The 20,836-nt window shown below is 61.3% G+C and carries 20 protein-coding genes and 1 pseudogene; 5 read left to right on the forward strand and 16 right to left on the reverse strand.

From position 1 onward, the window contains the following. Positions 1-725: 725 nt before the first annotated feature. The 3 genes from V1289_RS36455 to V1289_RS36465 are packed head-to-tail and all read right to left on the reverse strand — an operon-like array spanning position 726 to position 2,622. Positions 726-1,829: a sulfite oxidase gene (locus V1289_RS36455; protein ID WP_334403471.1), complete on the reverse strand. Its 1,104-nt coding sequence runs from the start codon at positions 1,827-1,829 to the stop codon at positions 726-728. A gap of 49 nt (positions 1,830-1,878) precedes the next feature. Continuing rightward, complete coding sequence (locus V1289_RS36460) at positions 1,879-2,307, reverse strand: YidH family protein (RefSeq protein WP_334403473.1); 429 nt, start codon at positions 2,305-2,307, stop codon at positions 1,879-1,881. A gap of 60 nt (positions 2,308-2,367) precedes the next feature. Then, a complete protein-coding gene (locus V1289_RS36465; RefSeq protein WP_334403475.1) occupies positions 2,368-2,622 on the reverse strand; it encodes a DUF3551 domain-containing protein in 255 nt (84 codons plus the stop codon). A gap of 407 nt (positions 2,623-3,029) precedes the next feature. Here V1289_RS36465 and V1289_RS36470 point away from each other — a divergent pair, with 407 nt between their 5' ends. From V1289_RS36470 to V1289_RS36480, 4 genes and pseudogenes are all read left to right on the forward strand, one after another. Beyond that, entirely contained in the window at positions 3,030-3,650 is a 621-nt protein-coding gene (locus V1289_RS36470) for a hypothetical protein (RefSeq protein WP_334403477.1), read from the forward strand. A gap of 6 nt (positions 3,651-3,656) precedes the next feature. Continuing rightward, positions 3,657-4,535, forward strand: a complete 879-nt coding sequence (locus V1289_RS36475; RefSeq protein WP_334403479.1) for a LysR family transcriptional regulator — start codon at positions 3,657-3,659, stop codon at positions 4,533-4,535. 105 nt (positions 4,536-4,640) lie between these two features. Then, positions 4,641-4,750: pseudogene (locus V1289_RS50025) on the forward strand (NAD-dependent epimerase/dehydratase family protein); the annotation flags it as partial. Positions 4,751-4,976: 226 nt separating this feature from the next. Then, a complete protein-coding gene (locus V1289_RS36480; RefSeq protein WP_334402437.1) occupies positions 4,977-6,320 on the forward strand; it encodes an IS5 family transposase in 1,344 nt (447 codons plus the stop codon). Between the two features lie 102 nt (positions 6,321-6,422). On the opposite strand, the gene greA is transcribed toward V1289_RS36480, so the two are convergent. Further along, positions 6,423-6,905 (reverse strand): transcription elongation factor GreA, encoded by a 483-nt coding sequence (gene greA / locus V1289_RS36485; protein WP_334403481.1) that lies wholly within the window; start codon positions 6,903-6,905, stop codon positions 6,423-6,425. A gap of 247 nt (positions 6,906-7,152) precedes the next feature. Continuing rightward, positions 7,153-8,661 carry an ATP-binding protein gene (locus tag V1289_RS36490; protein ID WP_334403483.1) on the reverse strand — a complete coding sequence of 503 codons (1,509 nt, stop codon included), beginning with the start codon at positions 8,659-8,661 and terminating at the stop codon, positions 7,153-7,155. 187 nt (positions 8,662-8,848) lie between these two features. On the opposite strand from V1289_RS36490, the gene V1289_RS36495 reads away from it, so the two are divergent. Beyond that, positions 8,849-9,091: a hypothetical protein gene (locus tag V1289_RS36495; protein ID WP_334403485.1), complete on the forward strand. Its 243-nt coding sequence runs from the start codon at positions 8,849-8,851 to the stop codon at positions 9,089-9,091. A 17-nt stretch (positions 9,092-9,108) separates the two neighbouring features. Here V1289_RS36495 and V1289_RS36500 read toward each other — a convergent pair whose 3' ends face one another. The 11 genes from V1289_RS36500 to V1289_RS36550 form a co-directional block, all read right to left on the reverse strand. Continuing rightward, complete coding sequence (locus tag V1289_RS36500; RefSeq protein WP_334403487.1) at positions 9,109-10,083, reverse strand: HlyD family secretion protein; 975 nt, start codon at positions 10,081-10,083, stop codon at positions 9,109-9,111. 9 nt (positions 10,084-10,092) lie between these two features. After that, on the reverse strand, positions 10,093-10,296 hold the full coding sequence (locus V1289_RS36505; protein ID WP_334403489.1) for a DUF1656 domain-containing protein: 204 nt from the start codon (positions 10,294-10,296) through the stop codon (positions 10,093-10,095). After that, positions 10,293-12,344, reverse strand: coding sequence for an FUSC family protein (locus tag V1289_RS36510; protein WP_334403491.1), 2,052 nt, complete (start codon positions 12,342-12,344; stop codon positions 10,293-10,295). The genes V1289_RS36505 and V1289_RS36510 overlap by 4 nt, the downstream gene beginning before the upstream one ends. Then, complete coding sequence (locus V1289_RS36515; protein ID WP_334403493.1) at positions 12,341-13,093, reverse strand: YoaK family protein; 753 nt, start codon at positions 13,091-13,093, stop codon at positions 12,341-12,343. The genes V1289_RS36510 and V1289_RS36515 overlap by 4 nt, the downstream gene beginning before the upstream one ends. 63 nt (positions 13,094-13,156) lie before the next feature. Further along, positions 13,157-13,600 (reverse strand): FUSC family protein, encoded by a 444-nt coding sequence (locus V1289_RS36520; RefSeq protein WP_334403495.1) that lies wholly within the window; start codon positions 13,598-13,600, stop codon positions 13,157-13,159. Between the two features lie 239 nt (positions 13,601-13,839). Beyond that, positions 13,840-15,480 (reverse strand): NAD-dependent malic enzyme, encoded by a 1,641-nt coding sequence (locus V1289_RS36525; protein ID WP_334403497.1) that lies wholly within the window; start codon positions 15,478-15,480, stop codon positions 13,840-13,842. A gap of 31 nt (positions 15,481-15,511) precedes the next feature. Next, a complete protein-coding gene (locus tag V1289_RS36530; RefSeq protein WP_334403499.1) occupies positions 15,512-16,123 on the reverse strand; it encodes a LutC/YkgG family protein in 612 nt (203 codons plus the stop codon). Beyond that, positions 16,120-17,673 (reverse strand): lactate utilization protein B, encoded by a 1,554-nt coding sequence (locus V1289_RS36535; RefSeq protein WP_334403501.1) that lies wholly within the window; start codon positions 17,671-17,673, stop codon positions 16,120-16,122. The genes V1289_RS36530 and V1289_RS36535 overlap by 4 nt, the downstream gene beginning before the upstream one ends. Next, positions 17,670-18,413, reverse strand: a complete 744-nt coding sequence (locus tag V1289_RS36540) for a (Fe-S)-binding protein (protein ID WP_334403503.1) — start codon at positions 18,411-18,413, stop codon at positions 17,670-17,672. The genes V1289_RS36535 and V1289_RS36540 overlap by 4 nt, the downstream gene beginning before the upstream one ends. Positions 18,414-18,433: 20 nt before the next feature. Continuing rightward, positions 18,434-19,417 carry a cytochrome d ubiquinol oxidase subunit II gene (cydB, locus tag V1289_RS36545; RefSeq protein ID WP_334403505.1) on the reverse strand — a complete coding sequence of 328 codons (984 nt, stop codon included), beginning with the start codon at positions 19,415-19,417 and terminating at the stop codon, positions 18,434-18,436. Positions 19,418-19,419: 2 nt separating this feature from the next. Then, the gene (locus V1289_RS36550) at positions 19,420-20,835 is read right to left on the reverse strand and encodes a cytochrome ubiquinol oxidase subunit I (RefSeq protein ID WP_334403507.1); all 1,416 of its coding nucleotides are present in this window, start codon (positions 20,833-20,835) and stop codon (positions 19,420-19,422) included. Between the last annotated feature and the right edge of the window lies 1 nt (position 20,836).

Consider the following 20,836-nt stretch of genomic DNA (forward strand, 5'->3'; position numbering starts at 1 on the left):
GCACACATCACGCTGACGGTGATTTAGGCCGGCTTGGTCTGAAAGGACCCGATGGCTTGGTAACTTGACCAAGTGGCTGTCGTGAGAGCTGTTGCCAAGATCAGGAAGCGGATTCGGCGAAGCAACGAGATCGACATTTTAGTTCTGCACGCATCGTTCAAGACGCAACGCTAAGCGTGGGCGCAACGAAAACGACTAAATTTGGTTTTAGGGAGTTCAATCGAATTGACGGTCGCCGCGTAGGTGACCTGGCAATTCGTCAATGGCTGAGCCCCGCTAACTCTGGACGATCGCCTGGATCAAAGTCGGATCTCGGAGAAACGACCGGTTATGGCGACCCGCCGCGCAAAGCGGCCGTTCGCCCAAACGCCGACGTCGGCAAAGTGCCCATAGGCCGACGTCACATTCATAGTCTAGTCGGTCGCGCCGGACCTATGAAGGGATTTGAGCGGGCACGCTGAAGGGTCGCGAATTGGTTTCCCAGCGACGCGAACAGAGAACAAAATGAACGGCCACGGCAAACCTACCCCACGGTGTCACGTTTAAGTTCACCCTGCCGGTGAACGCAGACACTGCGTCGTGGGGCTGGGCCCGTAAACCGTCCGGAGAACAGGCGCCCGGCCGTGAGCTCAGCTCTGGGTCTAACGGCACATTTGAGGAAGGTCCGGTTTTGGCTGCCGGACATCCCCGCTCCCCGGTTCACTTCGAGCGGCGCACGCCGCAATTCAAACCGCAGCCACAAAGACCTCGATTGGCAGGGGGTGGTCGATCACATAGCTGCCGAAATTTGGATTGTGAGCGTCTGGCTGGCCACGTTGGTCTGCTCCCACCGCACGCGCCAACAGCGTATAACCGCCGGGTTGTGCCGGCGTGATCCAATCGTATTTCCAGCGGCGCCATGCGTGGCGGTTGATCGGGTCGACGAAATCGCCCTGAACCCACGATGCGCCGCCGTCGAGGCTGATCCAGATCTCGGTAACATCGGTGTCCCCCGCCCATGCGGCGCCAAAAATGGTGTAGGAGCGATTGGGTTCGAGCGTCTCGTACACGCGTGGACGTGCGATCTGCGACTTCAGTTTCATTTCGGCGAGCGGCCGGCGCACAGGTGTCCCCTCGGAATCATCCCAATAGCCGTAGTCCGACGTCTGCCAGTAGCCCTGAAAGGGCTGCGTTGCCGCAACAATGTCGGTCAGCCACTTGACCGACGCCATGCCGTAATGCCCCGGCACGATGGCGCGGAGTGGATAGCCATGATCGGGCGTCAGGTCCTGCCCGTTCATCTGGTAGGCGATCAACACATCGGACTCCATCGCCTTCGTCCTCGGGATACTGCGGGCATAGGAGATCGGACCCGGGGGCTTGGGCTCTTCCTTCGGCACGCCGCGATCGGCGCCTTCGAGCACCAAGTCGCAAACCTCGTCGGCGAGTCCGGCGCTTTCCAGCAGCACGGGAAGGGGAACACCCGTCCATTCGGCATTGCCGACCGCGCCGAGTTGCCATTGTGCGCCGGGCACCGGCGGCACCATGAACACGCGGCTGTTGCCGGCGCATTCCAGCGTGGCGACGCAGGTCCGTGAAGGCATGGCGCGGATATCGGCGTAGCTCAGGCTTAGTTCGTTTCGCACGGCGCCGCTTATCGATAGCCGATAGGCGAGCGGATCCAGCTCCGGCGTGGGGAAATGACTGCGAATGTAGAACAGCTCGGACGGCGTGATGAAGTCGCCGAGCTGATCGAATGGCATTTCCAGATTATTGGGGTCTTTTTGCCGGATGATCAGTCCAACGGGGTGCGTAGCCGTGCCGGACCAGTTGTCGGTTTTCATATCCATCGCAGAGTTCTCCTATCGGGTTTCGAAATGGAATCGCGCGGCAAGAACGTCAAATCCGCGCGAGATTGATGCAGAAAATCAGCACGGCGATCGCGAGCGCCGCCGAAAGTAGCAACTCCGCACGGGACTGCGGGATCTGGATAACCTCATCGCGATCGATCGCGCGGCGCGTGCGTTCAAAGGCGAAGCTGCTTCGTGCGATGATGGCGATTCCAATCGTAACCATTGCCAGTCCGGCATAGCGGGTCGCGACCGCGACGAACGCGCCGGCGTAGTCCGGAGCAAGACGGGGTATGCTTCCGCCACCGACCGCATCGACAAAGACGTTCAGCTTGATGAGAAAAAATCCAAATGCCGCTACGGCCAAGCCGGTGCGTATCCACGCAAGATAGGTTCGCTCGTTCGCCGCGTGGTTTGTGTAGTTAGCGATCATTGAATCTCTCTTCGTGCAACGAACATGAAGCTCCGCGCCGACCAAATCGTGACGACCCTTCGCGCATCATTTCGCGAGCGGCGCGGGTCTCCCGATCCCCATCGATTAGTGAATGCGCTTACCGGCGGCGCGATAGCTCGCATACGCATTGGAGCTGTAGGCAGGGTTCATGACGCAATAGCCCAAGCCGCCGGACGCGGTGGCGCGGCATTGTTCAAGGTTCACGTAATCGCACTGGACGGCATCGGTAGAGCCGCCGGCGAGGCAGACTGGATATGTCTGTGCAGCTGCTTGTGTTGGCTCGCCAAGAATGTACGCTGAGGTAAGAAGGGGCGCCAGGACCATAAGAAATCGTCGCATTTCGTCTCTCCATTGGTCTGTTGTTGAGCGTTGGTGATGTTGATCAACGTAGGCGTGCCCGTTTCAGCAATCCAATTCATTGTTTTCATCTTTCCAATCGATGCGATCGATAGATGAGACCGCCGGAGACTAACTGTGCCGGGTTGTTCGGAGCACGACGCGGCGCGGTAGTCTTCAGGGCGTTCGAGCTTGCACGGCATTGCCGATCGTGTCGGGAAGACCGGATGCGATCATGAGACAGCGCATGCAGTATCCAGTTTCGCTTCGAAACTTGATGAGTTGACCAGACACTGTTGACGATGGCGTCGCGGGATCCTGCGCCATCGCCTTTTCCACCAAGCGAGCCTGGATCAAGATATGAAAACGATTGGTTTTACCGTTATTATCTGTTAGATTGATCGATAGAGATGACCGATATCGAGTTGGAAGGCCGATGGAGCCAACTCATGACGTTTGTCTCAAGCACCAAACTTGCCGAATCGCTGAACGACGGTGCTGACGCCCGCCTCCCTTCCGCCGTCCAACGAGAGCCCGGCCGGAACACCCCCGAAATTCTGCCGGGCCTGTTCCTGAATTGGGTTATCGCGGGATTGGCGCTCGCTATCAGACAGCTACCGGGCATGGCGACGTTCAGTCCCGTGATCCTGTCGATGATGATTGGAATTGCGTTCTACAACATCGCCGGGACGGCGGCCTGGGCGAAACAGGGCGTGACATTGCGTCTCCGCTGGCTGCGTCGTATTGCCACCAATACCGTTACCGATGCCCTTGATGAAGAGGCTTCCTGCGCAATCGCGTGTGTAACCGTCTTCGGATCGGTCGTGATGTTCGCCGATCCGATCGCCGCCGATGCCAAGGCATGGATTGTGGCCGCGGCGACATTTCTCTCGATTGCATTGGCCGCGATAGGCCTGGAGACTGACATCGGCAGGCTGACGGCGAAAGGCTTTCGGCCTGCCTTGCCCGGTGCACTCGCCTTCCTGTTCATCGCGGGCTTTGGCCTCACGCTGATCAAATTGATGGAGTAACGCGCTATGACTCTGGAGCAGCTTCGCATCTTCATCGCGGTGGCCGAAAAGCAGCATGTTACGCAGGCCGCGCGCCAATTGAATTTGACGCAATCAGCAACGAGCGCCGCGATCGCGGCGCTGGAGACGCGTTACGCAATCAAGCTGTTTGACCGCGTCGGCCGCGGCATCGTACTGACCCAGACGGGCCGCGATTTCCTCAATGAGGCACACGCGGTTGTGGCTCGCGCCAAGGCCGCGGCACAGGTCTTAAATGATTTGGCTGGCCTCAAGCGTGGCTCGTTGAACGTGGCAGCCAGCCAGACTGTCGCAAATTATTGGCTGCCGCCACGCATTGAGGCGTTTCGCAAGGCCCATCCAGGAATCGATCTGCACGTCACGATCGCAAATACCGAGCAAGTCGCCCAAGCTGTCCATCGAGGAGATGCAGACCTCGGTTTCGTCGAGGGTGAGGTTGACGACCCCTCGCTGGCTATTAGAAAAATGGAAGGCGATTCGTTGGCCGTAGTGGTTGGAGCGAGCCATCCGTGGATCGGCAAGGCGCGCATCACGCCAAAACTTCTAACCGATACATGCTGGATTCTGCGAGAGCCAGGCTCCGGCACCCGCTCCATGTTCGAGGCTGCGCTCAAGAAGCTCGGCATGAAGCTATCGGACCTTGATCTCCGGCTTGAGCTGCCATCGAACGAAGCCGTACGCGTTGCCGTGGAATCCGGGGATTGCGCCACGGCGATTTCGGACCTGGTTATAGCGTCGTCACTGGCTGCGGGAACGCTTCATCGAGTAAAGATCGATTTGCCGAAGCGCTCGTTTTTCGTCTTGCGGCACAGGGAGCGATATGCGAGCCAGGCGGAAAAAGCCTTGTTTGCTTCGTTCCGGATGTAAATGAAAATCAATTTGTGCTACTCATTATACCTCTATAATGCCACTACTTTACCAGAATGACTTGTGCGCGGACAGTCTCAACTACGTAAACTTGGAGACTACCTCATGCGTGTCTTTGTTACCGGTGCCACCGGATTTGTCGGCTCCGCCGTTGTCCAAAGAAACTGATCGCGGCGGGGCATGCGCTTCTGGGTTGGAAGCCAAAACAGTCGGGGCTTATCTCCGATATCGACCAGCCGAGCTATTTCGAAGCCTAGCCTACGTTGTCCTCCGTGAAATATCCCGAAGCGATTGATTGGCAATGGAAATTGCGGGGATTGCTGTGATTGGATTTGCCGGCAATCGTAGCTGCTGCGTCGATTTTCTTGCAAATTCGTGTTGAGGATTCCCTCGAATCTGAAGCTGTGATTCTCTACCGATCATGTGATCGGAGGGGATTCGATGCGGCCACGGGAGCGGCGGGAAAGCGGCGAGCAGGATCTGTTTCGTTCGCGGCTGGACCAGGTCATCAACATGGATCACGCGCTGGCGAAGCTGGCGCGGACGATCGACTGGGGATTTCTGGAAGAGAAGTTCGGGGCGGTTTACGCCGACGGCTCCGGCCGGCCGCCGCTGCCGACCCGGCTGATGGCGGGGCTGGCGATTCTCAAGCACACCTACAACCTCAGCGACGAAGTGGTGTGCGAGCAGTGGATCGAGAACCCGTATTACCAGTACTTTTGCGGCGAGGAGTTTTTCCAGCACCGGCTGCCGCTCGATCGCTCCTCGATGACCCACTGGCGCAACCGCATGGGAGAGGAGCGGCTGCAAGCGCTGTTGCAGGAGAGCCTGGCGGTAGCGACGCGAACCGGCGCGATGAAGCCTTCGGAACTCTCGCGCGTCATTGTCGACACCACGGTGCAGCCGAAGAACGTTGCCTTCCCGACCGACGCCAAGCTGTTGAACCGGGCCCGTGAGAAGCTGGCGACGCTGGCCAAAAAGCTGGGCGTGGAGCTCCGGCAGTCGTACACGCGGGTCGGCAAGTCCGCGCTGATCCAGCATCAGCGTTACGCCCATGCCAAGCAGTTCAAGCGCGCCAACCGGGCTCTGCGCACGCTCAAGACCTATCTGGGCCGCGTCATCCGCGACATTGCCCGCAAGATCGACGGCGACCATGGGCTCGAGGGCAGCTTCGCTCACCTGCTCAGCCTTAGCCGGCGGGTGCGCGAGCAGGAACGCGGGCAGCGCGGCGCCAAGGTCTACAGCCTGCATGCCCCCGAAGTGGAATGCATCGGCAAGGGCAAGGCCCACAAGCCTTACGAGTTCGGCGTCAAGGTCAGCGTTGCCATCCCCCTCAAGCATAGCAAGGGCGGCCAGTTCGTCGCCCATGTACAGGCGCTGCCGGGCAATCCCTATGACGGCCATACGCTGGCTGAGGTGATCCCGGGGATCGAGAAACTCGTCGGCGCTACGATCGATCGGCTCCACGCCGATGCCGGCTATCGCGGCCACAACGCGCCACCCGACTACAAGTTCAAAATCTACACCTCAAAACAGAAGCGCCGCGTGACCCCGGCGATCAAACGAGAGATGCGTCGCCGCTCTGCCGTCGAGCCAGTCATCGGCCATCTCAAGGACGAGCACCGAATGGGCCGCAACTATCTCGCCCACCGCAATGGCGACCTCAACAACGCCATCCTCGCCGCCGCCGGCTACAACTTCCGCCGCCTCGTCAAGTGGCTCAGGATTTTGTTGTGCCTCTTCTTCGCCAGCCTCTTCCCTCAGCTAAATCCGTTGCCTGCGTGAAAAGGCCATTCTTCACCGGAGACTACGTTGCTTTCGAAAGGCGGCCGCCAAGCCCGAACGCCGCAGGACCGCTCGTGGCGCAAAGCGGCCGGTGCGGGCGTGCTACGAGATCGCAATGATCTCAAGCTCCTGACCGGATGTACCGACGACATCCCCCACAGCTTTGCCCATCAGGAACCGTGCTACTGGGGATACGAAGGAAATAGAACCGGCCTTAGGGTCCGCTTCGTCCTCTCCCACGATATGATATTTCTGCACGCGCCCATCGTCGCGCCTGAAGGTCACGGTGCTCCCAAACGCGACAGTGTCGGTCGACGTAGGATTGGTAATGACCTGGGCCGTCCGAACTCTCGCTGCAAAGTAGCGCGCATCACGCAAAGGGGTTGCTCCTTGCCGCCGTCGTTCATTCACGTCTTCGATCTTCTGCGCGGTCTCGTATGCCTCGCGAGCCAGATGGAGCTGAAATTCCAGAGCCTTTAATCCCGCTTCCGTAACGAGGTTCGGATGAGGTGAAACCGGGCGGTCGGGGAGCAAAGTCTCCGACGCAGTTTCGGCACTGTCTTCCTTGGTGAAGGCAACGCTCAAGCTCAGAACTCCTTTTACGCGAGATATGCAAAAAGCGGTTCGGCGACAAGAGCCCCGACTCGTCAAAAGAACTCTAGCGCAACGCTCAGCGATTTTTGCGAATCATATACCGCGGAGCGAGACGGGCGCCATTATCAAGTTGCCTCGTTTGTGTATCACTCGACAGAAGCCCTAATGGCAGACCTCTGCTGCAGACAGCCGCGGCTTGATGCGTGGTATTTTTCCGAGTGCGTGCTCGACCGTCACATCATAGAGCCGAACTGCCGCAGCCTTGCTCCGCCGGCAGTTCCTCGGCATTGGGGTCGCCCGGTGCCGTCGCCCAGGCCAGTTCGACGAGCGTCACGATCCGCCGACCGGCACCGTCAAGCTGGCAAACGATGAGGCCCTGCTCCTCGATGTAGGTCAGCAGACGCCGTGCACGGCGCAACGAATGTGAGCCATAGGCGCGGGCAATCGCTGCATCGCCCGGGCAGGGCCAACCTTCCTTCGCGGCGCGGGCGATCATCATGAAGACGCCCTGCATATCCTCCGGCAGAAGTGAGGCGCGGACCGAGACATCCTGCCACCCGTCATCCTCTGCCATATCGGAGCCGAGCCCGGCGCGGGCGTGCGTCAGCATGCGACGGAAATCACCCAGGTCCGGCACGGCCGAACCGAGGCCCTCTATTCGGCAGCGGACCACGAACTCCTGATAGAGGAGGCCGATGGCACGGAATCCCGCGTCGGGTTCCGCCATGACGGCGCCCAGAATACGGTCCACTCGCTGACGCCGCTCCGCCAGTTCCTCAGCGCTGAGTGACTGCTCCACCGCTTCGGGACGGACCTCCAGCGCCGCGGTTTTCGCCGCCATGAGCTGGCCGAGGAGATCTGGCGACGACCGGCGCGGGGGCCGATTATTCTCGAGCGGCGGCGCTGCCAGGATGATGGCACGTGCGTCCAGTGTCGCTTCCGGCAGAGGCATCAGGCGCGGGGTCGCGTTGCGCGGCGTGGTATCCGTTGGACCAATGCGCAGCCCCAGCGGACGGCGGGAGAGGGCCGGTCCGAGCGCCATGAATTGCCCGCGCTCCAGATCCCGGAAGGCCTCCGCCTGTCGCCGCTCCATGCCCAGAAGGTCGGCGGCGCGCGCCATGTCGATATCCAGAAAGGTTCGGCCCATGAGGAAATTGGACGCCTCGGCCGCGACGTTCTTGGCGAGCTTCGCCAGTCGCTGGGTGGCGATGACCCCCGCAAGCCCGCGTTTACGGCCACGGCACATCAGGTTCGTCATGGCGCCGAGCGAGAGCTTGCGCGCCTCGTCCGAAACCTCGCCGGCGACTGCCGGCGCGAAGAGCTGTGCCTCATCCACCACCACCAGCATCGGGTACCAGTGGTCGCGGGCGGCCTCGAAAAGCCCGCCGAGGAAGGCGGCGGCGCGCCGCATCTGGTTCTCGGCGTCGAGTCCCTCGAGATTGAGCACCGTGGAGACGCGATGGATGCGCGCTCGCTCGCCGGCGACCTGCAGGCCCCGCTCGGTATGGTCCTCGGCATCGATCAGGAGGTGGCCGAAACGGTCGGTAAGCGCCACGAAGTCGCCTTCGGGATCGATGATGGTCTGCTGCACCCAGGGCGCGCTCTGTTCCAGCAGCCGGCGCAGCAGATGGGATTTGCCGGAGCCCGAATTGCCCTGCACCAGCAGGCGGCTCGCCAGCAGTTCCTCAAGGTCCAGAGTCGCCGGGGCGCCCGCCGTCGTGTGTCCCATCTCGATCGCAACGGTCATGTCTCGACTCAAAGTCTCCCTGCGGAGGCGGGCTTAACAACCTGATCGCAGCCCGTCGAGCACCCATGGCCGACCACTCCGTGTTCTCCACGGCTGGTCGAACGCCATCAGCCCAGATGGATGCCTACCTTAGCACACTTCGCGCACCGGAGGCGGCTGCCGAGGTTGTGGACGAAGGTTGTCGGCGATGCGTGAGCGCGGCCAGATCGACATCGTTCGGTCTGCGACCTGTGTCGACACGGACGACAAGCGCATGGCAATTCGTCGAACGGCCGATATTGCCGCGAAAGCGGTCGTTGGCATAATGGTTTATGGAATGCTCGCTTCTGAAGGATTAGCTGACAGTATATCCCCCGATACGCCAAAAATGCCGCGTCTTGATTCACAGCGGACCGTCGAGTCCGGCCAAGGCGACGGCACCCTTGCCTAAGTAGGCTGACTTGCTAGCTACGGAGGCGACGCCCGCGGGGGAGCGTCGATCTGCACGGTAGCCGTCATGCCGGCCACGAGGCGGATGCCATCCGCTACCTGATCGATGTGAATGCGTACCGGCACGCGCTGCGCAAGCCGGACCCAGGTGAAGATCGGATTTACCGACGCGAGCCCCGCCTGGTCCGGCTGCGCGTTCGGGATGTTGATGCCACGAGCGACGCCGCCGACATGGCCACGAACGAGCTGGCTGTAGCCCATCAGCTTGACGGTTGCCGGGTCGCCATCGTGGATCCTGCCGAGACTAGTCTCCTCGAAGTAGCCATCGACCCAGAAGGAGTCGGTGTCGACGACGGAAATTAGCTTTTGACCGACAGTGGCGTAGTCGCCGAGTTGCGCCAGCAAATTGGTAACATATCCGTTCACCGGCGAACGAATCACGGTCCGACCGAGATCGAGCTGCGCCTTGGCGACGGCGGCCTTGTCCAAGGCGACGATCCCCTCCGATTGATGCAGCGTGCTGGTCGTTTGCTGGTAGACGTCTGTCGAGGTCCAGCCTTCTTTCGCGAGACTGGCTTTTCGGTTCTCGTTCGCGCGCGCATAGTCGAGCGCTGCGCCATCGCGCTGCAACTGGGCCTGTGCGCTCTCGAGCGCGATGCGATAGTCGGCGGGTTCGATTTCGAACAGCACATCGCCCTTGTGCACGAACTGGTTATCCGTGACCGGCAGCTTGACGATTCGTCCCGCCACCTCGGGCGCCATCGTGACGACATAGGCCCGCACCGTGCCATCGCGCGTCCAGGGTGCACCCATGTAAACCCGCCACGTCGCCCAGGCGAGCAAAGCCGCAACCGCGACCGTACCCAGCGTGACGAGTATTGGAACGACGCGCATGCGCGGCTCGATATTGTCGCGGTCGCTCGCCACGCGACGCGGGGTATCGCTTCCATCGTTTTGCCTGGCGTGCTCCGATCTCAGTTCAACGCGCGACATTGGCACATCTCAACGCGCGACGACAAGGACGATGGACGAGAGGATGATCATGTAGAAAGCGAACACGAACAGTGCCGGATGCCAGACGTGCCGCAGCCCACCGAAATAGTCTGCGATCCGGCGCAGCGCGATCAGGACAAGCCACGCTGCCGCCATCATCACCGAGATAGGCGCGACATAGACGCCGAACAAATTGACTTCGGTAAAGTTCATCTCGCCGCCCCTGCATCGAAATAGGCGGCATGCCGGGCAAGCGCCTCCGACATCGCAAGGATGCTGGCGCGCGCCCTTAGCCTGACCCGCACCCCCGGCCTGGTGCTGGGCAGCGCTGCCAGCCGCTGGTCGAGGCGTGCAAGGCGTTCGGCCGCAGCAGAGCTGTCACCTTGCGCCACGGCATCAAGCGCCGCATCGAGTTCGGCGTGTAGGTCGAACCGACGAGCGACCCGGCGAAGTCGGATGATCTCGGTCCCTAGCGAGAGAGCAGCCAGCAGCTGCGCGCGCTGCAACGGCTCGGCCTGCTCAGGCAGCGCGGAGAGTCGGCCATAGATGTCGGCCTCCCACTCATCCGCCGTCCGCGGGATAGATCCCGTCGTCAAGCGGCGCAGGTCCCGCAACGTGAGCGCCAGAAGCCGACGAGTTCGCAGCGCCGGCGACAACGGCGGCAGCAAGCGGAAGGCGAGCGCGGCGGCGCCCGCTCCCGAAACGATTGCCAGGGCCGAATTATAGAATTGCAGAGTGTCGTAGGTGATAGGGTTCTCTGGTGTCATGAGAGGCACGAACCAGGACGCAACGGATCCGAATATCGCCGCCTGCCAGGATAGAGCGGAAAGCGCTCCTGCAGGCACCAGCACAAGACCGATCACGATCGCTAAGCCGGCGAAAGTCTCGCTGCCGGGCAGCACCGTGAACTTGAAGATCGCCGCGACGGCGGCGGCCAGACTAACGCCGAGCAAGTGACTCTTGGCGTTGGCGTAAGCTTCGTCAGCGGCCAGCGAGTACAAGATGACGAAGATCGCAGACCATGTTATGGTCGAGGTCCCGTTTGGCCATGCTGTAGCGATCCAGAAGAGCTCGACAACACCCATCACGATGAAGACGCGCGTCGCATTGACGAAAGCGGGAAGCAAATCGGACACGCGGAACCGCACCACGCGATTTTGCAGAGCGCCCTGGTCCGAATTGGTCAACAGCACCAGTCCGATGAGCGCGCGCGATATGCCGCTCAGCGCCTCCGCGGTCCCGTCGGCCAACAGCCGCAGCGATGACGTGTCGGCCGGCAGCGCGACGAGAGCCTTTACCGCCGTCGCACAGAGCCTCCGCAGGCGGCGTGGGTCGGCTGCCCAGCGTGGCGCGCCGCCTTCCATCGGCGCCGAGTGCAGTTCCCAAGGGAGACTTGGCAGAACGGCGTCGGCCTCTTGCCGTTGCTGGTGCTTCGGCAAAAGCTCGAGATGATTCGCGACCATGCGCCATCCGGACAAGGCGGCGAACAGGCCTTCCAAGGCCGCATGCAATACCCCCAAGCGATAGCGCAGGTCAAAGGTTTCGCCGATCGCTTCGTCGATGACAGGGTCAAGCGCGATGACGCGCCGGATCAAATCCCGCCGGATCGATCGAGTCTGCTGCCCAACCGGCCCGGCGAGCGTGCCAGACAGACCCCCGGTGATTTCGGCGCAAATAGCGGCAAGTTCGGTGGCGAGTCGCTGCCGCGCCCGGCCGAAATCGGTCCCGACCAGTACAATGCCCGCACATACGATGCCGATCCAGATCTCGCTGACGCGGGTCAGTGCCAAGGTGAAGACCTCGCTGTTCGGGCCGCCGGTCGCACCGAGCAAGTCGCTTGCGAGGATCACCGCCGTGTAACCCGCGAGCGCCGCCGCGTACGAGGCGAAGTTGCGCAGCAGCGTGGCAATGAAGCCACATGTGGCGCCCCAGACTGCAAGACCTATGAGGAAGCCGATGCGGCTTTGCGGGAAACACGCTGTCAGGACCACGATCGCCACGGCGCCCCATACCGTGCCTATCATGCGGAACGAGCCCTTGCGCAGCGAAGCGCCGAGCCTTGGCTGACACACGATCGCCGCTGAAGTACCGGCCCAGTACGCGTTGTCAAGTTCGAGCCAGAACGCGATGTAGAGTGCGAGGCAGACCGCAGCCCAAAGGCGCAATCCGAAGAGTAGCGCCGGACCCGCGGAGCATAACGCGCCCGCAACCGTTCGGTAGGCCTGAGCCGGATCCGTGGCCCAAAGTCCGGCCCGGCTCATGAACCCTGGCCTCCCTTGAGATCAGCAGTCATCCCCATCGCAACCGCGAGCAGAGCCAGCCCCACAGGCAAAGCCAGAGACCTAAGGCCGATTGCCGCCTCGCATGTCGCCCCCAGACCGCAACCAATGGCAAAGCCGACGATCGCCGGCCAGGTGCGCATCGCCCGGTCGCGCGCTTTGGCGACGTCAGCCCGCCTGCGCGCGAGCATCACGTCGCCGACATCCATCATGAAACGCGTGATGTTGGTCGTCATGACCGCCGTCGACGGCGCCCCTTTCAGCGAGATCTGTACAAGTGCGTTTTGCACGGCCATCGCCGAAACGCCGAGCATCCCGGCAAGGATCGCCTTCGTTGCATCCGGATCGATGCGTGGGCCGGCGGAAGCGCACAGCACAAAAGAGCCGGTGAGCAGTAGAAGCTGCAGCAGAAGGAGGGGTCGCAGCGAGGCGAACCCGATCCTCTCCAACGCACCGGCCAGCAGTCTCGTCAACCCGAGCGCCGCCACGAACACTGGGACCGAGAGCATCGCCGCGACCAGCGTCTCGCCGCCGCCGACGAGATGCGCGGCAAGGATGACAAGGTTGCCGGTAACGTGGGCGGCGAATAGGCCACCAAGCCCGAGAAAGCCGATGGCGTCTACGCTTCCAGCAATAATGCTGAGTACCGTCGGGAGCAATCTCGCGCTGAGCGAACTCTCGATCGACGGTGTCGGAACCCGGCTCGTCCGGCATTCAGCTATCTCCGACATGTGCCCGACCCTAATCTGCGAAGCGACGCGTTGGCGCAGAACAATGTGTGGCCTTCGGTACGATCATGGCTCCTGTTCCACGAAAAACTTATGAAACAGAAATGAACCGAACCATTTGCACGCAACACCTATTGCGACCCCCACCATAGTGTCAGCAAGACGCAGCAACGGCTGCTGCCAGGCGTCCACGGGGCTCATTGCTGCGACGACCATGACAACGGCCGTCGTTATTCCTACAGTGACGATGTCGTCACGCCGACCCAGCAGCGCTATGACCACCGTACCTATGGCTATCAATGCTGCCATCCCCACCGGGGTGAACGGGAAGAGCAAGAGGTAGAGCAAACACAGTGCGAAGCTGACGCAGGTGGCTATCAGGCGTGCGATGCCGGCAGACAGGCTCTGGAGGTGGGTTTCCCTGAAGACGAATACGGTGGCGACTACCGCCCACATCCCGCCCAAGAAGTCGGAAGACTGGTCGACAAATCGAGACAGGGTATGCGTCATTATCCAATAAGTGAGGAGGCACGCTATATCCAATAAGTGAGGAGGCACGCTATCACCATGTTCAGGGCATAGACGACATCCCACGAAGACAGCTTTGGGTTTTTCACATCCGGTACGATTTCGTCGCACGAAAGCATTGGCTCACTCCGCAATAATCGGCCTTCGGCTTCCCGCGAGCCCGTAAGCTCGCGCGCCGCGAGAAGCAGGGCGGCCACGGCCGGGTCGCCCTGGGACACGCCTCAGTATTGAGGTTTGTAGAGCTGACCCTCGATCCACGCGCGGATGTCCCGCGGCCGCTTCACCTGAGCCAGGCCCTCGTCGAACATGAACTCGGCGACGCGGGTTGCCGTTGTGATTTCCGTTTCCAGAATGTTGTCCTGGCCCGGAAATAGCATGCCCTTTGCTCGGAGCTCCGGACCGATCTGATCGGCGGAGGCCTGAGCGGCGACGATGAAGCACTCGTCGGTGAGCCGCCGCGGACGCGTCGCGTAGGTTGCGAGTCCGACCGCAGGAAAGATGTAAAAGTTGTTTGCCTGACCGGGATGGTAAGTTTTGCCGTTCAGCGTCACGTCCGGGAATTGTACGCCAGCGGCAAACAGCGCTTTGCCCTTCGACCAGGTGTATGCCTGCTCGGCCGTGCACTCCGCCTTGTCAGTGGGATTGGAGAGCGCGAAGATGATCGGCCGTTCATTAAGCCTGCTCATCGCCTCGACCACACGCTGGTTGAACGTGCCACCCTTGGTACTGACGCCGATCAGGACCGTCGGCTTCAAGGTCTCAATCGTTTTCACGAGATCCTTCGAAGGCGCCGCCTTGTGCGCATATACCTTCTGCGCTTCCGATAGATCGGCGCGAGACGGCTCCAGCAGCCCGTCGACGTCGAACATGGAGATGCGGCTGCGCGCTTCATCCCGGGACAGTCCCTTGTCTTGCATGGCTGCGGCGATCAACTTGGCGATGCCTACCCCGGCCGAGCCGGCGCCCAGGAACAGGATGCGCTGATCGGTCAACGGAGCATCGATGATCTGCAACGCCGTCGTCAGTCCGGCAAGCGCGACGCTGGCCGTGCCCTGAATGTCATCGTTGTAACATAGGATCTTGTCGGTATAACGGTTGAGCAATCGAATCGCATCGGTGCCCTTCCAGTCCTCGAAGTGAATGCAGCAATCAGGGAATACCTGCTGCACCGCTTGGACGAATTCTTCGACGAGTTCGTCCAGTTCCTCGTCGGACGGGGGCTTCTCACGTGAGCCAAGATAGAGCGGATCGGCGCGGAGCGCCTCGTTGGTCGTGCCGATATCGAACAGCACCGGCAGCAGGCACTCTGGAGGGACCGCCGCACACGCCGTATAGAGTTGCAGCTTGCCGATCGGGATTCCCATGCCGTTGGCGCCGATATCGCCGAGGCCGAGGATGCGGCCACCTGTAGAAACGCAGATGAAACGTATATCCCGCTGCGGCCAGTTGCGCAGAACTTCGGCGATCCGTCCCTTCATTTGGCGTGTGATATACATGCCTCGCGCGCGGCGATAGATGTGGCCGAAGGCGAGGCAGGCATCGGCGACGGTCGGGTCGTAGAGGATTGGTATGAAGCGCGCCGGATCGGACATAACCGTGCGATAGAACAAGGTCTCATTCCGATCGGACAAGCCGACAAGATAAATGTATCGCTCAAGGTCGTTCGGCTTGCCGTCGAGGTGTCCCAGCACGCGCTCGACCTGCCGGTCGAGCGTATCCGTTGGGGCCGGCAGAAGGCCTTCGAGCCCGAGGCGCTTGCGCTCGTCTGGAGTGAACGCCGTGCCCTTGTTGCGAACGGGGTCGTTCAGCAAGGCAACACCATGCGGGACTTCAAGAGACTGAGTCTGGAAGGTCGGTATCATTGATTTCTCCTCTGTTTCAGTGGGTTGGGTTTCAGTGAATCCGGTTGCCAGTTGCTCGCGCAATTGGCAGGACGGAAAGCGAGCGCACGCCCTGTGCGCCGTGTATGAGCACACCCTCGATATCCGCCGTCGCGGATGGGCCGGTGTGAAAGCTGGCATAGTGCCGGTCGCGGAACTCGGGCCGGCGATAGGCGTGATGCAGGTTGATAACAATGTCGGCGGGATCGAGGAGTACGATCAGGTGCTGCGCGAGGTAGGCGACCCCATTGACGCGGAGGTCGGCGTCGCTCAGGAGAACTGAGCCGGTCTCCGCGACGGCGAACGATGCTCGGACGACGGCAAAATCGACATCCGCCAGATCCCGCGGCGCGCCGACGCCAGCGATATCCCGGTTGCCCGCGATCTCCGGCACGGTGGAGCACACGATTTTGGCGTCCGCGATCTTCGCCCGGACCGGCGCCAGGATATCGCCGGACGTCGGCGGATCGAGGAACACGCCGCCCATCCGGTGCAGATTGTCCTTGAAAGCAGACAGAAGCGACGCCGGCGGGTCGCTGTCAAAGAGGGGGACGTGAGGCAGCGGCCGGTCCACGCGTGGCAGGTTGGCTCGGATCGAGGCCAGGATGTCGTCGCGGCTGCTCATCGCTTTTCTCCCCGGTTCGCGTGATACCAGCTGTGGAAAGTTTGTTTGGGCGGATGCGGCACTTCGCGGTGCTTCCCCCAGGCGTTGAGGCCGTTGTAGATCACGAAGCGCGGCAGATGGGCGAGCGCCGTATCGGCCGAGGCGATCGCGGCGCGGTAGGCGGCGGGCTGGGACAACAGCACCCCGGCGGCCTTCATGGCGGCCTTTTTGACGAGCGGCACCTCATGCTGCTTCACGAGAACGCGCCGCCACGCATAGATCTGCTCGTGGATGTTGATCTTCACCGGGCAGACATTGGTGCAACTGCCGTTCAGCGACGAAGCGAATGGCAGGTTGCTGTATTTCCGCGCGTTAAAGGTCGGATCGATGATGAGCCCGATCGGGCCGGAGTAGGTGGCGCCGTAGCTCAGGCCACCGCTGCGCCGATAGACCGGACAGGTGTTCATGCAGGCGCCGCAGCGGATGCATTTCAGGGACGTCCAGAACTCCTCCAGGCCCAGGCGCTCGGACCGGCCGTTGTCCACGAGCACCACATGCATCTCGCCATCCGCCCGAGGTCCGCGGAAATGGGAGGTGTACTGGGTCATCGGCGAGCCGAGGGCGCTGCGCGACAACAGGCGGACGAACACCGCCAAATGCTCCAGGCGGGGAACGATCTTCTCGATGCCGATGGAGGCGATGTGCAGCTTCGGCACGTTGGCCGACAAATCGGCGTTGCCCTCGTTGGTGCAGACGACGAATGTCCCGGTCTCGGCGACCACGAAATTGGCCCCCGTCATGCCCGCGTCGGCCTTGAGGATCAACGGGCGGGTCGCCTCTCGCTGCGCTTCCGCCAGATAGTGGACGTCGGTGTTGCCTGGGTCGGTACCGATCGTGTGTGAGAACACTTCTGCCACATCGGTGCGCAGTTTGTGCACGGCGGGCACCACGACATGGCTTGGATCCTCGTTGTCGAGCTGCTGGATGCGTTCGCCGAGATCGGTCTCGATCACCTCAATCCCGACGGAAGCCATGTAATGCCGGAAGCCGCACTCCTCGGTCAGCATCGACTTGCTTTTGATCAGCGATGTCGCGCCGTGGTCGCGCAGGATGCCGTGCACAATCCGGTTATGCTCGGCGGCGTCGCGTGCCCAATGCACGTGGATCCCGTTCGATCTCGCCTTGGCCTCGAACTGGTCGAGATATTCGTCGAGATGGGTGAGCGTGTGCTCCTTGATCGCCGAAGCGAGCGAGCGAAGCTCCTCCCATTCGGGAATGCCGTGCATCTCTCGGTCGCGCTTCTGTCGCAGATCCCAGAGCCGCTCGTCATGCATCTTCTCGTGCTCGGTAGCGGCGATGAAGCGCGCGGCAGCCTCCTGCTGGTCGATCGGCCGGTTGCCGCGGACCTTGGCGCCCCGCGGCTGCGGCTCGGGGGCCGGCCGCAGCGGCTTCGATGTTCCCTCGGCGTGATCAAGGCGGCGGCCGCCCCGGATGATGGCATCGGGATCGACCCCGGCCCGCATCTCTGGATGCAGCATGGCGTCGTCGGTTCGCTCGCGTGTCGTGCTCATGCGCTGGCTCCGTTCAGGATTTCGGCGATGTGAATGAACTTCAAGGGAACGCCGATGCGCTCGGCGCAGCCCCGCTGATGCATCAAACACGAGCTGTCGGCCGACACGATGTATTCGGCGCCCGCCTGCGCATGGTCGCGGACCTTGTCGTAACCCATCTTGGTGGAAACGACCTCTTCGAACACTGAGAAGGTGCCGCCGAAGCCGCAGCATTCGTCGGGGCGGGCCGGCCGAACGAACTCGATGCCGTCAACTTTGGAAAGCAGATCGATGGGCTTGGAGAAGAACGGCTCGTGCAACTCGGACGGAAGCGCGTGCTTAAGCCGGCGCAGCGTGCCGCAACTGTTGTGCAGCCCGACCCGATGCGGAAATCTGGCCCACGGAAAGGCGTCGACCTTCTGAATGTCATGAAGAAATTCGACTAGCTCGAAGGTCCGCGAGCGAACCTCCTTGACCTCGTCGGTCTGCTCTATCGCGTCGAAATTGTCCCGCACGTGGTGAACGCAGCTGCCGGACGGTGACACCACATAGTCGAAGCCGGAGAAGTTGCGCACGAAAAGCGCCTCGGTATCGGCGCACTCGGCGTTGAATCCAGCATTTGCCATCGGCTGGCCGCAGCAGGTCTGGTCGCGCGGGTAGTGGACATCGTGGCCGAACCGCTCCAGCAGTTCCAGCGTAGCGATGCCGACCTTTGGGAAAAAGGCATCAATGTAACAGGGGATGAAAAGTCCGATCTTCATGTATCACTCCTTGGGTGCGACTAGTCGTGCGCGGTTGTCGTTCTGATCTTGCCTCTGAAGACGCTGTAGCTGATGAGCGTGTAGAGCAGCATCAGTGGAAAGACGACCACACCTCCCCAGAACATGAACATAAGACTGGATTGCGGGGCGGCAGCTTCGTCGATGGTGATGACGAACGGGATGATGTAGGGCCAGAAGGACAGCGCGAGAGTGCCGAACGCTGACACGAAGATGGCCGCAACCATGTAGAACGGCCAATGGTCGTTGTGACGGAGGATGCTGAGCGCGAGTACGATTGCGGCGACCGCTCCAAACGCCGGGAATGCGAAGAGATACGGCCGATCGATCCAGCGATGCAGGATCGGAAGATGTTCGGCCAGCGCGTAAACGAAGACGACGATGAGAAACACGAGTACGGAGACCGCGAGGATACGGATCTCGCGGTGCGCCCTGTCGCGGACCTCAGCGTCGCATTTCTTCACCAGCCAGCAGGCGCCGAGAAGCGCGTAACCAAGGCAGAGCCCGATGCCGCATATCGCCGCAAACGGCGTAAGCCAGCCGAAGTCACCATTGGAATATTGGCCGTTCGTGACCTGCAGTCCTTCCACCAGGGTGCCGACCGTCATCCCTTGTATAAAGGCCGCGGTCAGAGATCCGCCGGCAAAGCTCAAATCCCAGATCCAGCGCAGCCGTTGCGTCTTGTAACGAAACTCGAACGCAACCCCGCGCAAGATCAGGCCCAGCAGCATGACGATGAGAGGCAGATAGAATGCCGACAGCAACGTCGCGTAGACGACCGGGAAAGCTCCCCACAGGATGACGGCGGTGACCACCAGCCAGGTCTCGTTGCCGTCCCAGATCGGCGCGACGGCGCTCAGCATCGCGCGTCGTCTGATTTCGCTGCTCGTCAGGCCGAACAGCATGCCGACGCCGAGGTCGACGCCGTCGAGCAGCACGTAGAGCAAAATGCTGATGGCCAAAAGCAAGACCCAGAACATGACCATGGTTATTCTCCAGCGCCGACGTGGCCGTGTTCGAGAATCGAGCCTGCGCTGGCGAGCGACATCGGTCGGTTGGGCACCGCGGTACGCGGAGCCTCGAACAGCCTGCCAACCGGGCCCGTGCGGATGAGCCGATAAATGTAAAACATGCCGAACGCGAAGATGAAGGCGTAGATTGCGCAGAAGATCAGGAGCGAAATCGTCGCCGCGCGCGTCGTCAGGAACGGCGTGAGGGCATCTGCGGTCCGCAATATTCCGAAAACTACCCATGGCTGACGGCCGACCTCAGCGGTGAACCAGCCGGTAAGGATCGCAATGAAGGGCAGTGGAAAGCTCAGAAAAGTCAGCCAGAGCAGGAAACGATCGCGCTCCAGGCGCTGCCTGAAACTCAGATAAGTACCGAGCCAGGCGAGCCCCAGCATCAACATCCCGCATCCCACCATGATCCGGAAGCTGAAGAACGGGATGACGACCGGAGGCCAGTTTTCGGGAGGAATGCTGTTTAATCCGGTTTCGCCGGCGGTGAGACTGTCGGAATCGATCAGGCTGCCGAAGGGCGGCGGCAGCGTGATCGCGAACAGGTTGCGCCGGCTCTCCACGTCCGGCCACGCGAACAGCACTTCTCCAGCCGGCTTCTCATCGTTCCAGCGTCCCTCGATCGCAGCCATCTTGGAAGGCTGATAGGTGTTGACATAGCCACCGTTCAGATGTCCGAAGAAAAGCTGAATCGGCATCAGCACAGCGGCGAGACCGAGGCCCATCCGCAGCATGATGCGGGACTCGGCGTGGAATTCCTTCCGCAAGACATACCATGCCCCGGTCGCGGCAACGCAGAAAGCGCCGGTCAGGTAGGAAGCAAGCAACATGTGCGGAAATCGCGACCACACCACCGAGTTGAAGATGATCCTGGTCCAATCATCCGGAACGAAGGCGCCATTTTCCATCACATAGCCTGATGGCACCTGCATCCAGCTGTTATTGACCATGATCCAGAACGCCGAAAACGTGGTTCCCAGCGCCACCATCGCGGTCGAGAACAGATAGAACCACGGCGGCACGCGGCTGCGGCCAAAGATCAGGACACCGAAGAAAGAGGCCTCGAGCATGAAGGCCGTGAAGGTCTCGTACATCAGGAGCGGGCCCTGAATCGGGCCGGACATCCTGGACAATACGCTCCAGTTCGTGCCGAACTGGAATGCCATCACGATCCCGGATACCACACCCAATCCGAATGCCACACCGAATATCTTCAGCCAGAAGTCGAAGATCACGCGATAGACCGGCCGACCGGTCGCAAGGCGCAACGCCTCGAGGACGGTGAGCCACGCTGCCAATCCGATCGTGAAAGATGGAAAGATGATGTGGAACGTGATGGTGAACGCGAACTGAATTCGTGAAAGGAGAAGCGCCGTCATATCCATT

Source organism: Bradyrhizobium sp. AZCC 2289, from assembly GCF_036924615.1.
Taxonomy (GTDB): Bacteria; Pseudomonadota; Alphaproteobacteria; order Rhizobiales; family Xanthobacteraceae; genus Bradyrhizobium.